Below are 16245 nucleotides of genomic sequence, written 5' to 3'. Positions count from 1 at the left end.
GACGGTGCGCTGAAGCGTGTGAGGAGATGGCCACACCGGTGTAAGGAAGATATTTTATCGAAAAAGTATAACGGATAAATTAATGGGTAAAAGTGCTCAGCTGAAAACCTTATCAACGATGATTATTGAGGAACAAAACAAGGAAATTGCAGCGTTCCAGGCATTTTTACTAGCGAACAGAAGTAAATAATTTTTCATATAAAAATAAAAAAAATACCTTATGGCACATCAACAATTCAAAGACTGTATTGATGCCTGTGTGGCATGTGCAGTAGCTTGCAGCCACTGTGCAACAGAGTGCTTAAAAGAAGAACATGTAGCCCATATGGCCAAATGTATCCAGCTTGATCTGGAATGTGCTGCTATTTGCCGCAGCGCGGCAGAAGTAATGAGTTTGGGAAGTAGTTTCAGTGCACACCTATGCAGGGTTTGTGCAGACGTTTGTAAAGCATGTGCCGAAGAATGCGAAAAGCACGCTGAAATGGGTATGGATCACTGCCGGCAATGTGCAGAAGCTTGCCGACGGTGCGCTGAAGCGTGTGAGGAGATGGCCACACCGGTGTAAGGAAGATATTTTATCGAAAAAGTATAACGGATAATCAGTAATGGTTATCCGTTTTTATTTTGGATGATACGGCAATTTGGTTGGATTCCGATCATATTAAAAACTGATCCTTGTCATGTTTATATACTGTATTTTGAGGTAGATTTGTTGAAATCGTAAATATCTGATAATCAAATGAAAACGCAACAATTTATTCTTTTTTTAGCATTTCTTCTTTTTTTAGCTGGAAATGGCTCTTATGCACAAAATTACAAAATGCCAGTACCTTCTATTGATGCAACTGGAAAGATTACTGATGCAAAAGGAAAACACATTGGCTGGGTTACCAGTGATGGGATAATCAAAGATGCAGCAGGAGTAAAAATCGCCCACATCGACGATGCCGGGAATGCAATCGATGCCATAACAGGAAAAACCTCGGGCAAAGCCGCAAAAAACGGCACTTACCTTTATCATGTAAAAAGCGGGGCCATTGACAGCTTAACAGTATCTATCCCTATGAATGGGATATGCGAAGTCAAAGATACAAGTGGAAAAACCGTGCTTTTGGTTCATGAAAATTATAAGCAGTATGGAGCCTGCGCGATGCATTGTCTTCAGATGAAAAGCGCGCACAAAGATATGAAGATGAAATGATTGAAAGTTTGTGATATTTGCCACACCCACATTCAGGTCAGGGATCAGTTTATTAATATGTTAATTGTCTGATAATTAACATATTAACATTTTTCCCGTGAATGGATCGTGTAATAATTAAACTAAAAAAATGTGTTAAATATCATGCAGCATAATAACCAGAATTTTGCAAAGGATATTGGACTTAGTCCAATAGTTTAGACAATATGTGATATATACAACCTTTAAACAGGCTTTTGCAATATTTTTAAAAACAAGCGCACCGATCTTTAACCCATAGTAAATCTAATCATAGTTGCAAAGAAACCTTAGAAGAGAGTTTAAAAACTAAAAAAATGGAAATAGATAATGGTTTCAATTTTTGGAGCAATGCATTTCATGATTTGTGTGGATAGTACTTTTTTCTGGGAGTTTTTGCAGCTCCATACATTATCCCGGTCAGCAAAGTAAGAAAGATTTCCCCTTGATATTTTGAGGAAGCGATTCGGATAAACTTATAAATAGATGCAAAAACTAACAATGTTATTTTTAGCCTTTACTTTCAGTTTAGGCGTAATTGCACAGAATCTGGGAATGGTCATGATAATTTAAACAATAATTCTTCCTACTCAATAACAGAAATCCTTTTGGGAGTAATTTTAATTGTAGTAGTCATCGCATTGGTGATGCGAAGTTTTAATAGTTCCAGAATTGGAAAATAATTGTCGAGTTGTCAAAGAAATAGTAAAATAATTTATTTAAACAGGCAACCATTTACAAAACTATGGAAGCCACAACTTATAAAAAGATGAAAAATTTACTGATGTTAATTATAGCTCTTGCTTTAAGTACCACAGCATTCTCCCAGGCGAAAATGGGCGAAAAAATGAAAATGAATCACAAAATGGACATGAAGAAAGACCACATAATGATGAAGGATGGGCGAATGAAGATGATGAAAAATGGCGAAGAAATTCCTATGGATAAAGAAATGACAATGCAAAATGGTACGAAGGTGATGGCGGACGGGATGTATACAAACAAAGATGGTGCAACAATGACAATGAAGAATGGTGATATGATGGACATGGAAGGAATGATAAGCAAGATGCCATTGAAGGGAAAATCAACCAGGAAAGGTAGAATGGGCAAAATGAAGATGCAGTAATAGAAGAGTTGGAGCAAGGTTCCGTTATAAGTTTACGGTGTCAAAAAATAAAAATGGATAAAGGTGTGCCCATAGCATTTTGAAGGAATACCATTGAAAGAGATCATAATCTTAAGAACATGCTTATTGATAAGCAAAAGCAAAATGGAAGCACCAAAATTTAAATTAAGAATACAATACTGATGATACCTTTTCAATTAGTACGGTTATGTTTGCCCATGATGACAAAACGGATATAACATAAAGTTGGACGAAGAGAAACACGAGATAGACGTCAAGAAATACCATGTAATGATGACCAAATGAAGATAGAAAAAATGGTACATACCTTTAACATCTCAAATGCGGAGCTACTTATAGCTTAACTGTTTCTGCTCCAATGAATGGAACTTGTGAAGTCAAAGATAAAAATGGGAAAACGGTTCTTCTGGTCCATGGGAACTACAAACAATATGGTGGTTGCGCCTTACACTGTCTTCAAATGAAAAACGAACATAATGATATGGAAATGAATTGACACCAAGTAAGTAATTAAGTGAAAGGTATCGTATACAATACAAATTTAATTTTTCGAAACTCATAGTATTTTAAAACAGATAAAAATCATCATTATGGAAACATCAATTTCAATAAGCCGTATTTCTTTTGGTACAGGTTGTAGACTATTTATAGAGAGTAAAAGTACAGGTTTGTCATTAATGGTGGGCTTCATCATTATTTTATTTGCGTCTGCTTTCATCATTGGCTGTAATGGTAGTAATACTAATAATAGTCTAAAAACAGACTCTACTGCACAATCTAACGTGCAAAGGAATGGCGACGTTACTGAGGAAATCCATAAGGGAATGGAAATGATTAAATCCGGCAACGAACTGGTTAACAAAGGGGAAAAAGCCAATGATAAGTCAATGATAGATAATGGGATGGCTGAAATGGATAAGGGAATGCAAATGGTAAAAGCCGGACAAAGTACCATGAATAGGCCTGAACATGAAAATGAAGATATGGATGATAAAATGGCAATGGGTGATAGCATAAAAAAGACAGCAGGAAAAGATATGGATATGAGTGATAACGGAATGAATATGATTCATCAGGGATTAGACGTAGCTAAGTCTGGCAAAATGATTACCCAGCATGCACTAAAAAACAAGGATAAGCCGATGATGCAAACCGGCATGAGTATGATGGATAAAGGTATGGCGATGATTACCATGGGTAAAGAAATGATGGGAAAAGACAGCAACGTTATGGCCGATAAACCCATGTCTGATGATATGGATATGATGGATAAAGGCATGGATATGATGGATATGGGCAAAGGTATGACCAGCAAAGCTATGGGACCAGCAGATAAGCCCATAATGGATGATGATATGGATAAGGGTATGGATATGATGGACAAGGGCATGGACATGATGGGAATGGGCGCAGATAAAATGAAAAAAGACAAAAAACCAATGCCTATGAAGGATGATGATATGTAATTTTAATAGACGACCATAAATATTCTACGATGAATTTGTTCCGTTGTATCATTTTTACTGCTCTTTTCTGCATAATTTTTACTGTTTTTGCATTTTCCGCTATTGCACAAACTGCTGATGAGCATGCAGGCCACCATCCCGACAAAGTAGCAGCAGATACTGCTGCTTCAATGAATAAGATGGCAAATGCAAAAGATGCCAGCGGTGCCACGAAGGATATAGGTGCTGGTAAGAAAGCCAGTGGAATGGGGGCAGGCATGGGCGATATGATGAAGGATATGGGCAAGCCTACCAATAAGGAAATGTATCCTACACTGATGCAGGCAAATGAGCTCACCCCGGAAAAACGTATTGAAATAAACCAGTTAGCAAATAAGCAAATTACCGAAGGTAATGCCTTGCTGGATATAGGTTTAAAACAACTTTCAGGTGCCACCCGTTTGCAGGATCTGGAGGCTATCAAAGAAGCAAACCAACAGATGCACCGCGGACAAATGATGCTGGAAAGCGGCCTGGAAGGCCAGCGGGCATTAGCAGAAAGTATAGACCCACGCCTTACAGCTTTACAATGGTTTAACAGGGAAATGAACCTTAATGCCATCGAAAATGCAAAAAAGCACAGTTTTATGGGGCTTTCCTGGTTTCATTACATCACCATGTTTTTGCTCACCGCGTTTGCAGTAACGATGGTTTGGATGTATTTCCACAAAATGAAACGTGCCAATGCACTTGTTGAAAAATTATCGGGCAATCCAAAAGAGGATGTACCACCACCAGGTTCGGATAAATCAGGTGCAGCATCTGCCGCAGATAAACCGGGCACTATTCCGACTGCTTCCCCTGCTGATAAAGCCGGAGCACCACCTGCTGTAAATCCCGATAGTGCACCATCAAAACCAAATTCATGGACAGGTACTTTGCTTGTTGCAGAAATTTTTTTAGAAACGCCCAATGTAAAAACTTTCCGCCTTACAGAACCAGGAGGTAAAAAAATCCCCTTTAATTTCCTGCCCGGCCAGTTCATTACAGTAACCATTAATCCAGCGGGTGTACCTGTAAAACGTTCGTATACGATTGCTTCCTCGCCCACACATACAGAATATTGCGAAATAACGGTGAAGCACGAAGAGAAGGGAACGGTTTCGCATTATATGCACAACGAAGTTCATATTGGAGAATTAATGCAGTTTACCGGGCCCTCTGGCAAATTCACTTTTACAGAAACACATGCAGACAGCGCTGTATTCATTGGTGGTGGCGTAGGATTAACGCCAATGATGAGTGCCGTCCGTTATTTGACAGACCGCTCCTGGAAAGGTGAAATTTATTTTTTCTTTACATGTAAGAATGAAAGCAGTATTATTTTTCGAGAAGAACTATTATACCTGCAAAAACGCTACTCTAATTTACATGTGTTTTTTGTACTTAGCCAACAACAAGGCGAGGCCGGGGTGGACTTTATCCCCGGTCATATTACTAAAGAAATAATAACAGAACGAGTGCCGGATATTATATCCCGTATGATTCACATTTGCGGGCCAAAACCCATGATGGATGCGGTAAAATTGATGATGGATGCGTTAAAAGTGCCTAAGGAAAATGTGATGGTAGAGGTATTTGCCGGCCCGCCACCAGCAGCTAAAACGCCGATACAACCAACTGGTGCTCCTGTAAAACCACCAGAGGGAAGTGAAGCAGCGCAGCCAGCTGCCACACCTGAAGAAGGAAAAGCTGCGGTGTCCCAGAATAAAGAACCTGCTTCACCTGAGCAAGATAAGGGTGGGGTGGTCACGTTTGTCAAATCAAATAAAACAGCAGTACTTACAGCGGATAAGTCGGTACTCGAAGCATCGGAAGAGGCCGGCGTTAACATCGATTATTCCTGCCGCGTTGGAACATGCGGTGTGTGCAAAATAAAGTTGATTTCAGGTATGGTGACCATGGCCGTAGAAGATGCATTGACAGAGGAGGATAAGGCGGAAAATATAATTTTGGCTTGTCAGGCAAAGGCAACCGAAGCTGTTTCAGTTGATGCTTAAATTTTTACGAAAGGAATACATAAATGAAACGGGAACGCACCATCATGGTCTCCATGCTTATACTACAACTTATTTTGTGGTTAGGCTTTTTGGTGCATCAGTCTCCACGGTTTGCAGGTAGCCTTACCGGTGGCATACTGGCAATTACAGCCGCTTTGCTGATGATTGTGCCGCCTCTTTTATATTCAGCCACCAAACGGATACCTTTTTTTAAAGAAAAAATTACAAAGCGTATTTCAATGGGCACATTACTTACCTGGCATGTTTATACAAGCATCGTTGGTGCCATTCTTGCTATACTCCACACGGGCCACCGATTCGAAAGCAATCTTGGTATATGGCTTACCGTAATGATGATGCTTACGGTATTAAGTGGTTTTACAGGAAGGTATTTTCTTAGTTATTCATCAAAAGAAGTCAATGAGAAACAAGCTGAACTCAACCTTTTGGCTACGCAATACAACCAGTTAATTAATGAGATAGGTAAGCAACCAGAATCAGGGGCGAGTCATGTTGTCTCCAATAATTTGATAAGCCGTGCCTTCAACAGCTTTGTAGGCACTCAGGGTATTGCTACAGATCCTAAATCCCTGCTATCGCACCGGGCTTTGCTTTTGACTGAGTCCATTGCGGATCTTGAATATGCTATTAAAACACACGAATTACTAAAACGAAGAACAGCCCGATGGTTAAAAATCCATATCATCACATCTTCTGCGTTTTATATTTTACTGATACTGCATATTTGGTCAGCCATTTATTTTGGGTTAAGATATCTTAGATGAAAAAATTAATTGGCATACTTATTCTTATATTTTACATAGCGGTAGTTTCTCACTACGGTAATTTTGATTTTACAGAAAAAAATAGCTGGCAAGCACAAGCAAGTCCAGGTAAATTGTCTTCTGCCCATGAAATGCTTTCAGCCAATTGTGCAACCTGCCACACGGCTACAATGGGTGTCGACAATGCAAAATGTATCACCTGCCATGGCGATAACAAGGCCTTACTAGAGCGGCAGCCCACTGCTTTTCACGGTGTGATCGGCAATTGTTCCTCCTGTCATATTGAACACCAGGGCCCAGATGCGAATTTGCGGGTGATGGACCACGAGGCAATGGCGCTTCTTGGTGAAAAAATAATTGGCGATGAAAAAAAATCTTTTCAGTTAGATGAATCAATCATACCGGCTGACCACCCGCTGGTTTCAGATCAGATTGCAAAACTTAATTGTGCCACCTGCCACGGCACAAAAGATAAGCATCTTGGTTTGATGGGCAATAATTGTGCATCCTGCCATGCCGCTACCCAGTGGACAATTCCTGAGTTCCAGCATCCGTCGGTACTTTCTATTAATTGTTCCCAATGCCACCAGGCTCCGCCGAGCCACTATATGATGCACTTCGAAATGGTTTCTAAAAAGGTTGCCGCCCGAAGTGATGAAAAAGGGAACGGTTGTTGCGAAGCTGTTTTAGTTAATCAATGTTATTCTTGCCATAAAACAACTTCATGGAATGATATCCAGGGAGTGGGTTTTTATAAACACCATTAAAACACATTGAATAAGCATCTGCTATACTTCATAAAACCAATGAAATGAAAATAATCGACTATAGTCAAATGCTAATCGATGGCCAATGCTATCTGAGCTTTATGGCGCTGTGGATGCGCCAATGCTAGGAAAAAGCCTAATGTAAAAAGCGGTATTGAAAAAATCGAAGGCACCATTGGTAAGCCCTGAAATTGCTGCTGCTATTTTGCTTTTTAGCATCAAATAAGCAAGCTTTATCAATGGCACTGTTCTGGTGGTAGATGGAGGAAGGGTGCAGGTATATAATCAATAGCAAAGGTCTGTTTAATAACAACCTTAGTTTACAATGAACAAAGCACTTTCGCTGTAACCGTGACTTGTATCCGTTCTCTCATTTTTATATCAGTAAATTATGCAACTTAAACCCAAAGGTATGTAAGATTATTCGTATCAATAAGAGGAACTTTGCTATGAAGGGAAAACCACTTATGAGGATTGATTAAATACATAGGTATGGATACCGGGTTGTAAAAAAATAAAATTGAGGATTGTCATTTCCAAACATGACCACTATCATAAAGCGCTGAAAGAAGAGGTTCTACTTTTAATCAAATTTAAATAGCTTGTTTTGAAGTGGTTACAATAACTGCTTCCATCTATTCCGTTTAAAGACTTCTCATAGTTAATCTTCTAATTTTAAAAACAAAAAAATGTATAACAGCGGTTATCAGTTCGTGGGAATGCACTTTATATGGTGGTTCATTTGGCTAGGATTAATTTTCTGGATTTTTGCTACGCCTTACAATATTCCAGGTCAGCGAAAAAAGAAAGATACTCCTCTTGACATTTTGCAGAAGCGTTTCGCTTCAGGACAAATAACAAAGGAAGAATACCAGGAGCATAAAAAAATTTTGCGGGTAGTTTAACCATATTAAATAACTGCAACAAATCTATCTGTTAAAGATAAATGATTTTCTTTTAAACCGGTAACCATCAGGTTTAGCTGTGGAAATGTATGAAGAAGCTACTGCCTTTCATTGCTGCCTTTTCTTTAAGTTCATGTGTAATATTTGCCCAAGAACACAGAATGGAGAAAATAGGCAAAAGGATTTGGTCTAAAATGATTTAAATGATAAACAGTTGTGAGCATATCCCTAATTGTGCTGACCGTTTCGGCATTTGTCTTCTTTACCGGCCTTTCTGTTATGGCAAAGCATAACTAGCCCCTAGTTTTTGCACAGTCTCACGGTGTTAAAAAATTGTTCTTCTGTGCGATTCAAAAAATGAATACGAGAAGGCAAAGAACTTGAAATATTAATCAAACTAAAAAGAAATAAACATGTCTATTCAAACAATTAATCCCACAACAAACCTTGCGCTCAAGACTTTTGAAGAAATGACAGAGGAGGCAGTGGATGCTGCTGTAGCACAAGCCTTAACAGCATTTGGCGACTGGAAAAGAACCACTTACGAGCAACGTGCCCGTTTATTGCACAAGGTAGCTGACTTGATGCGCGAAAAAAAAGAAGCATTGGCAACAACAATCACTTTGGAGATGGGCAAACTCATCTCCCAGGCGGAAGCTGAAATAGTTTTAAGTGCTGATATTTTTGATTACTACGCCGACAATGGTGCCGTCTTTCTCGCCGATAAAAATCTTAGCCCCGAACATGGAAAAGCGTTTATCCGCCACAGCCCAGTAGGTGTGCTGTTAGGTGTAGAACCGTGGAACTTTCCATATTACCAGGTGGCCCGTTTTGCCGCGCCTAACATAATGATAGGCAATACAGTGCTGGTAAAACATGCGTCCATCGTGCCTCAATGCGCCATCACCATAGAAGAATTGTTCAAAGAAGCGGGTGCCGCACCGGGCATTTATACCAACCTTTTGATATCAGGCAGCCGCGCTTCGGTATTAGTGCGCGATAAAAGAATTAAAGGGGTTTCCCTTACTGGCAGCGAGGAAGCGGGGGCAAGCGTAGCATCTGAAGCCGGCAAAAATTTAAAAAAATCTGTTCTTGAATTGGGGGGAAGCGACGCCTTTATCATATTGGAAGATGCCGATATTGAAAAGACAGTTGAATGGGCAGTTGTGGGTAGAATGAATAATAACGGGCAATGTTGTGTGGCATCTAAACGGTTTATTGCCGTAGAAGCTGTGGCCGACGAGTTCCTGGAACGATTCAAAAACCGGTTGTCTAATATAGTGGTCGGCGACCCAATGGACAAGACTACTGAATTAGGACCCCTGAGTAGTGAAGGCGCAGCAGTACAGTTAGCCGACCAGGTCAAGCGGGCTGTAGATGCAGGAGCAAAAGTATTGATAGGTGGCAAGCGTGTTGACCGCCCTGGCGCTTTTATGCAACCTACTATTCTCACCGATATTAAACCAGGCAATCCTGCATATCTGGAAGAGTTGTTTGGACCGGTTGCCTCTTTTTACCGCGTCAAAAATGAGCAGGCTGCTATTGACCTTGCTAATGACTCACCATTTGGTTTAGGCGGTTCTGTTTTCACGCAAGACATTGAACGAGGCCAGCGGGTGGCTGACCAGATTGATACCGGAATGGTTTTCATTAATCACCCTACATGGACACAAGCTGATTTGCCTTTTGGGGGCACCAAGCGTTCAGGTTACGGACGTGAGTTATCAGAGTTAGGTATTGATGAATTTGTAAACAAAAAACTTATTCGCACAAGCGAACTAACCGACCCTTTTTAATAATCTCTAAATAGCGCTGTTATTCATTTCAAAGCTATTTATTTCCTGCTGAATAGAACCATAAAAGTCCACGGGAGTGATATATGGATGCTTGACAGACAAACAAATGTCGGTGCTAAAAAATAAACAAGAAAACGACTTTTGTTCTTTTATTACAATTAGAGCAGAAGCTGATGCGGCTGAAAAAGAATTTTTTAAGTAGGATTTTTATGTACCAGGAAATGTCACTTTAATCATCGTTGCGTCGCACTCTTGTGCATTTTGTATAACAGGCAGCAATGAACATTTACCAGAGCGAACCAAATGACATTCAACGGTACGCAAAATCGCCAATGATGCTTTCCCATGTTGAATTTGAATAATGAAAATGTATGTGTGTTGTAGAAATGCTATCGCGATTAATTAAAATTCGAAAGAATTGGCAATTGTTTCTTTTAGCTGCCATGATAATAAATAACCAACAACTGTCTGCGCAAGCACTAAAAGCGACTAATCCGCCAATGTATTTTCTGAATACAGGAGTGTTTTTTTCACCCTCAATGGAGGATACTTATTTCAGTCCGGCATTGGATGTAGAAACGGGATTTTGGAAAATGAACAACAAGAATTTTTTTAGCTGGGGCGCTTCTGCTGAGGTTTGGCACTTTAGCAGTATAATGTATGGATTAAATAATCCAACCATAAAGAATAATACTGATGCTTTTATTAATCTGAATGGGATGTTTTATTATGATAACAAGATCATCACTCCATATGTGATGCCAACCTTTTCTTTTGTTTCAGATTTTAAAGATGTTGGTATTGCCGCAGGAATTGCCTTGGGGCTAACTCACAAAACAAGCAAAAGGTTAGAAACCTTCATACAAGCGAAATCAATCAGATTTTCTAAACCACTCAATTATCTGAACATGAATTTTATTATGATTGGACTATCTTTAAAATTATCAGAATGAATTATACGGCGAACACCAGGGCATTGTTTAAAGAGAGTAATGAATATTAATTTTTTCTATAACAAATTCTGGAACCACGGTCCGGCGAGAAATTTTTGGAAGTTGGACCGGGTCCCGGCATTCAGGCGCTGCCCTGTAGCGGAGGCTTTGCTACCGGGAGGTACACTCGATGTTCTGGATATACAGCGGAAGATGCTGATGCACTTGACCACCTGGCAACAAAAAGGCACGTTATCAACATACGGGCAAAGTTTGGAGATGCGCAAAATACCGCTTTATCAGGATGCCGTATTTAATGCTGTGTACATGATAGGAACCCTCGGGGAAATTCCGGATCAGCCCGTGCGCTGATGGGTTTCTCCGGCTACTAAAACCGGACGGGCGACTTTATAACAAGCGAAGTTATTATTGACACGGATTTTATATCTCTTGCTGCCTCTAAAAAAGAAGGCATGTGAGGCGGGCTTTGCGTATGAGCGGAGTAGCGACCAACCATTTCTTATTTCACAAGATTTAGGCGAAAAGACAGAGGTACTTTAATGCCACGAGACAATATGAAATTCATTTATATGAGCCCGGCCTTATTGCTGCCATGAAGCAGCCATTGCATCGCACTCTTGTACAGAAGGTTCAACCACTCACCATTGCAAAGCATTACTAAGCAAACTGATGTATGAATAGAAACAGGCTTATCAAAGATTTAAGCTATGAGTTAGTTGTGAGCTTACGTGAGGGGATTGCTTCATAAGTTTTTGAAACAAGTTCGTTTGAAAATGATGAGAAAAGCGGTGCAAGTACAAGTGAGTGACACAACGATGTTTAATTGAAAAACAAATGACTGACCCAGAAGTTCAGGTAAACAAAATAGGTTCAACTTTGCAAAAATTTATCAGGCTTGAAGGGTAAATGAAGTAGCAATAAGGCAACTGGTAACAACAACATAAAGGTTACACAATGAAAAAGATACTTTTAATAGCCGCAGTAATGACAATCTATTCTGCTACATTTTCGCAGGATATGAAAGGTATGGACATGCCAAAACCTCAGGAAAAAGGAAGTGATAACATGGATGGTATGAACATGCCAAAAACAGCAACATTAAAAGTTCCCGGTAAAGCCGTAGCCTACTATCTTGATGTTACCGATACGCTTGTAACTTTTGCAAAAGGAAAATTAAAACCCGCCATTGCCATTAACGGCACCATACCTGCACCTACGTTATATTTTACTAAAGGCGATACGGCTATTATTCATGTTCGAAATTTGATGAAAGAGGAAACATCTATTCACTGGCATGGCTTGCTTTTGCCCAACGAGGCAGACGGCGTTCCTTATCTGACTACTCCACCGATTGAGCCAGGCAGTACCTATACATTTTCGTTTCCTGTTATTCAAAACGGCACGTACTGGTATCATTCGCACACTGCGCTTCAGGAGCAGGTAGGTCTTTATGGAGGTATCGTTATCTATCCCGCAGACAAGATGGCTCAAAAAGAAAAAGTGATTTTGTTCTCTGACTGGACTAACGAAGACATGTCAACCGTTGTGCGTTCGCTGAAGGCGGGTTACGAATGGTATGGCATTAAAAGAAACTCCGTGCAAAGCTGGGGTGAAGCATTGGTAAAAGGATACTTAGGCGATAAGGCAAAACAAGAATGGGGACGCATGCCGCCGATGGATGTATCCGATGTGTATTACAACGCCTTTCTTGCCAACGGACGGCAATCAAGCGAGTACCCGGAATTTAAACCGGGCGAAACAATTTTACTAAGGCTTATCAATGGCGCTGCCGGTTCTTATTTTAACATACAATTTGCTGGTGGCCCAATGACAGTCGTTGCTGCGGATGGTATTGATGTAAGGCCAGTAAAAATTGATAAGATTGATTTTCCTATTGCTGAAACGTATGATGTGCTCATTACCATTCCTGCGGAAGGCGCTTATGAATTAAGGGCTACGGCTGCTGATATTTCAGGCTATAGTTCGGTTTATTTTGGAAGTGGTAAAAAGGTGGCTGCACCCAACATTCCTGCGCTGGATTATTTTGCTATGTTAAGGGAAAGAAACAAAATGGATATGGCTGGTTCTGGTAAAAAAGGAACCTCCATGGAAGGCATGGACATGGGCAATGAAGATAAAAAAAGTAGCTCAGTGCCCGGCATGGATATGAGGAAGAAAGAGGACGAGGTAACGAAAATGGATGGTATGGATATGGGCTCAAAAAAAGAAGCTACTGCTGCAACGGAAAAATCAGACATGGCTGGCATGAAGATGGACAACGGTAAAAGTGCTGGCACGCTTACTTACGATATGCTGCGCTCCATACAGCCAACTGCATTTGATGAAAATCTATCAGTACGTACGGTTCCCTTAACGCTTACCGGCAACATGATACGCTACATCTGGTCGTTTGATGATAAGCCTCTTTCTAAATCCGATAACATCATGATAAAAAAGGGTGAGGTAGTGAGGTTCAAAATGTTTAACAACACGATGATGCGGCATCCAATGCACCTGCACGGGCACTTCTTCCGTTTAATAAATGCACAGGGCGATTACTCACCACTCAAGCACACGTTCGATATACAACCGATGGAAACAGTCACCATCGAGTTTTTAGCCAATGAAGAAAAAGACTGGTTCTTTCATTGTCATATTTTATATCATTTGGTTGCCGGCATGGCTCGCATTGTAAGCTACGAAGGCTCGGAGCAAAATGAGTTTGCAAAAACCGGTTACAAAGAGCTGAAAAAAGAAGACAATGCAATTTACAAGTGGGGCGATTTAAATGTGCTGTCCAATGGGGCCTTTCTCGAAAGCTTTGTATCCAATAATAAAACCCAGTTTCGTTTTGAAGGGCGGGTAAACTGGAAGGGTAATTTCGAAACGGAAGCCCACTTGTTGCGATTTATTGACAAACAGGATTATTTCGCCGCTTTTATAGGCTATGATTATCGTAGGAATAAAGAAGTGATCACAGATCCAAAAGACAAATTGAATACAAAAGACAACCGTAGGCAATTTGAAGTCGGCTTAATATATCTCTTGCCCTTTTTTGTTGAAGCCGAAGTCCGGGCAGATCCGACGGGCCGCTTCCGGGCACAGTTGCAACGAAGGGATATGCCCATTACTACAAGAATATTTTTTGATGGTAAGATAAATACTGACAAAGAATATTTAATGGGGCTCCGGTATTTTTTCAGCCGCACATTTTCAATCAGTGCTTTGTATGATAGTGATTACGGAATTGGTGCGGGTATAAGCATTCGTTATTAATCAAGAAATAATGAAAATAGTACGTAATCTCCGCGTTAATGTTGGCAGCTATTTTTTTCAGGCTAAGACATTACTTTGTGCTGCATTGGAAATGATAATAATGAATGTTGGTGAACCCGTTGGGTGAAACTAAGTAATCTGAATTTTAATATTGTTGATGTTCCTTTTGAACAAGTATTTGTTGATATATTGAATCGAAGTCAAGGCCGTGATTTTGGCCAGAACTCTGGTCTTAAATCCTTCAAAACTCTTGGCATAATTTCTTCTGATCATAAACTGATCACAGAGTTGTGAAAAGAGGGTCTCAATTCTTTTTCTAGTTTTACGAAAAACAAAAGGCTGGGGTAAACTAAAGAAAGGGAGAAAAACCGTCACGACTTTCGCGTAGCAATTATATTTACCATTTGTCCGGACTAATGAATTCTAAGGCGTTAGATTTAAATCCATAATCGAGCTTAAATCAAACATTTTGTAGTCCTTACCATCCGAGAAGTCGTATTCTCCCACCAGGTTGATATGTGCCCAGCTGTGGGTAGAAGTTGCAAGGATTTTCTTCAACAAGATCTGCCTGTCTTGTTCGGACTCAGCTGCTACCAGTTTTTCGGATAACAACAACAGATTATAAGTGTTTACCGCATTTGCTATCAGTCTTTTACATCCTTCCGCTGTCAATTGTTCTTTTCGGGTAGCCCAGATCAGTTCCTGGTTATTGCCTACGGTGATGGCTTTGGAAAAGTTGTTGCTGCTCTCAATTTTCGACAGTGATCCAGACACGGATTTCCGGATTAACTAATCATCCATATATTGATAAATGTATGCTGTTTTGTAGAGCCTTCCCAAATCTTTAAGGGCTCTGTAAAGCGGGTGCTGTTTCGAATACGAGTTTAAACGCCTTAACAAAGTTGATGCCTTGGCATACCCCAGTTTGATCGTACAAACGAGTCTCAAAATTTCATCCCAATGATTTTCCAGATGCACCAGATTAATTTTAAGACCAGGAACAATCTTATAATTCAGCTCACGGTAAGTCCGCGCTTCGTCAATTGAATATAGTTGTTGATGATGAAACCTTGCAAACCGTGGACGGAATTCAACGCCTAAAAGTCCAGTTACAGCAAATACCGGTTCACTAAAACCGTGGGTGTCTGTAGAATGCGCATTGGGAATGATCACTTCATTGTGGGTCAAACCATCCAGGACATAATGTGATTCCGGTTCTGCTGCGCTGAATACAGTTGAATAAAATAACTGCCCCGCTTCATCCAGAAAAGAATACATTGTTACACCCCTTCCGTTTCCAAAATACTTAAAGGAAAGAGAAGCTACCAGCGACGCAACCGATACATCGAACTTTTGACCGTCACTGGACGTGTGAATAAAGTCAGTATCTTTTCTGAAATGCTCGGTAAGTGGTAAGCTGTTGCTAAAAGCAAGTACTTTATCATTTGCCTGTATTAGAGGTTCTCGTTACAAATGGACGAAAAATAGCGGTTTGAAATTATTCATTGCTCTTAGCCAAATAATTATGCAAAGCATTGTTCATAAATAAGTCCAGATCGGATGCATTCTGGGATAACAACGTTTTGCGCAGGTACTGAATTTGCTTTTACTTGGTTCTATGTAGTTTGGGTCAAGACGGACGTTAGTTAGACACGAAAGAATTTAAGCTTATAATCAATCCTTAATTAAGAGTTCTCGATAGAAGTCTACAATCTGCTCAATAACTAAACCAGGCTTATCATCAGGAATGTTGGCTGCCCCCCAGAAACCGGCCTACCAAACGAAAATGGGGCACATTTCCCGGTTAACTTGTAAAAGTTGTCTCTAATAATTTTCTAGCGGGTTAATTATGGATATCCATAATAATACGTTCTATCACTTTTTCGATG

12 protein-coding genes and 2 pseudogenes are annotated in these 16245 nt (G+C 40.2%); 12 read left to right on the top strand and 2 right to left on the bottom strand.

What is annotated here, in order from left to right:
• Positions 1-220: 220 nt before the first annotated feature.
• From ACTIE6_RS20215 to ACTIE6_RS20160, 12 genes are all read left to right on the top strand, one after another.
• Positions 221-565 carry a four-helix bundle copper-binding protein gene (locus tag ACTIE6_RS20215; protein ID WP_082218009.1) on the top strand — a complete coding sequence of 115 codons (345 nt, stop codon included), beginning with the start codon at positions 221-223 and terminating at the stop codon, positions 563-565.
• A 174-nt stretch (positions 566-739) separates the two neighbouring features.
• Positions 740-1201 (top strand): hypothetical protein, encoded by a 462-nt coding sequence (locus tag ACTIE6_RS20210; RefSeq protein WP_082218010.1) that lies wholly within the window; start codon positions 740-742, stop codon positions 1199-1201.
• Positions 1202-1964: 763 nt separating this feature from the next.
• A complete protein-coding gene (locus tag ACTIE6_RS20205) occupies positions 1965-2348 on the top strand; it encodes a DUF6799 domain-containing protein (protein WP_082218011.1) in 384 nt (127 codons plus the stop codon).
• Positions 2349-2959: 611 nt separating this feature from the next.
• On the top strand, positions 2960-3835 hold the full coding sequence (locus ACTIE6_RS20200; protein WP_439558356.1) for a hypothetical protein: 876 nt from the start codon (positions 2960-2962) through the stop codon (positions 3833-3835).
• A gap of 29 nt (positions 3836-3864) precedes the next feature.
• Positions 3865-5874, top strand: a complete 2010-nt coding sequence (locus tag ACTIE6_RS20195; RefSeq protein ID WP_439558355.1) for an FAD-binding oxidoreductase — start codon at positions 3865-3867, stop codon at positions 5872-5874.
• Between the two features lie 23 nt (positions 5875-5897).
• Positions 5898-6659: a hypothetical protein gene (locus tag ACTIE6_RS20190; protein ID WP_082218014.1), complete on the top strand. Its 762-nt coding sequence runs from the start codon at positions 5898-5900 to the stop codon at positions 6657-6659.
• On the top strand, positions 6656-7426 hold the full coding sequence (locus ACTIE6_RS20185; protein WP_082218015.1) for a cytochrome c3 family protein: 771 nt from the start codon (positions 6656-6658) through the stop codon (positions 7424-7426). The genes ACTIE6_RS20190 and ACTIE6_RS20185 overlap by 4 nt, the downstream gene beginning before the upstream one ends.
• Positions 7427-8115: 689 nt before the next feature.
• Positions 8116-8331, top strand: coding sequence for an SHOCT domain-containing protein (locus ACTIE6_RS20180; protein WP_082218016.1), 216 nt, complete (start codon positions 8116-8118; stop codon positions 8329-8331).
• 413 nt (positions 8332-8744) lie between these two features.
• On the top strand, positions 8745-10127 hold the full coding sequence (locus ACTIE6_RS20175; protein WP_082218017.1) for an NAD-dependent succinate-semialdehyde dehydrogenase: 1383 nt from the start codon (positions 8745-8747) through the stop codon (positions 10125-10127).
• Positions 10128-10498: 371 nt separating this feature from the next.
• Positions 10499-11080 carry a hypothetical protein gene (locus ACTIE6_RS20170; protein ID WP_131962168.1) on the top strand — a complete coding sequence of 194 codons (582 nt, stop codon included), beginning with the start codon at positions 10499-10501 and terminating at the stop codon, positions 11078-11080.
• Between the two features lie 39 nt (positions 11081-11119).
• Positions 11120-11431 carry a hypothetical protein gene (locus ACTIE6_RS20165; protein ID WP_082218019.1) on the top strand — a complete coding sequence of 104 codons (312 nt, stop codon included), beginning with the start codon at positions 11120-11122 and terminating at the stop codon, positions 11429-11431.
• 603 nt (positions 11432-12034) lie between these two features.
• On the top strand, positions 12035-14356 hold the full coding sequence (locus tag ACTIE6_RS20160; RefSeq protein ID WP_082218020.1) for a multicopper oxidase domain-containing protein: 2322 nt from the start codon (positions 12035-12037) through the stop codon (positions 14354-14356).
• 129 nt (positions 14357-14485) lie between these two features.
• Here the strand turns inward: ACTIE6_RS20160 and ACTIE6_RS20155 are convergent.
• Both ACTIE6_RS20155 and ACTIE6_RS20150 read right to left on the bottom strand, forming a co-directional pair.
• A pseudogene (locus ACTIE6_RS20155) lies at positions 14486-14680 on the bottom strand (transposase); the annotation flags it as partial.
• A 99-nt stretch (positions 14681-14779) separates the two neighbouring features.
• Positions 14780-15811: pseudogene (locus ACTIE6_RS20150) on the bottom strand (Tn3 family transposase).
• Positions 15812-16245 lie beyond the last annotated feature (434 nt).

It is taken from the genome of Dyadobacter sp. (genome assembly GCF_051859145.1).
Taxonomy (GTDB): domain Bacteria; phylum Bacteroidota; class Bacteroidia; order Cytophagales; family Spirosomataceae; genus Dyadobacter.
The sequence above is the reverse complement of the archived record's forward strand: the minus strand, read 5'-3'. Positions and strand labels throughout refer to the sequence as shown.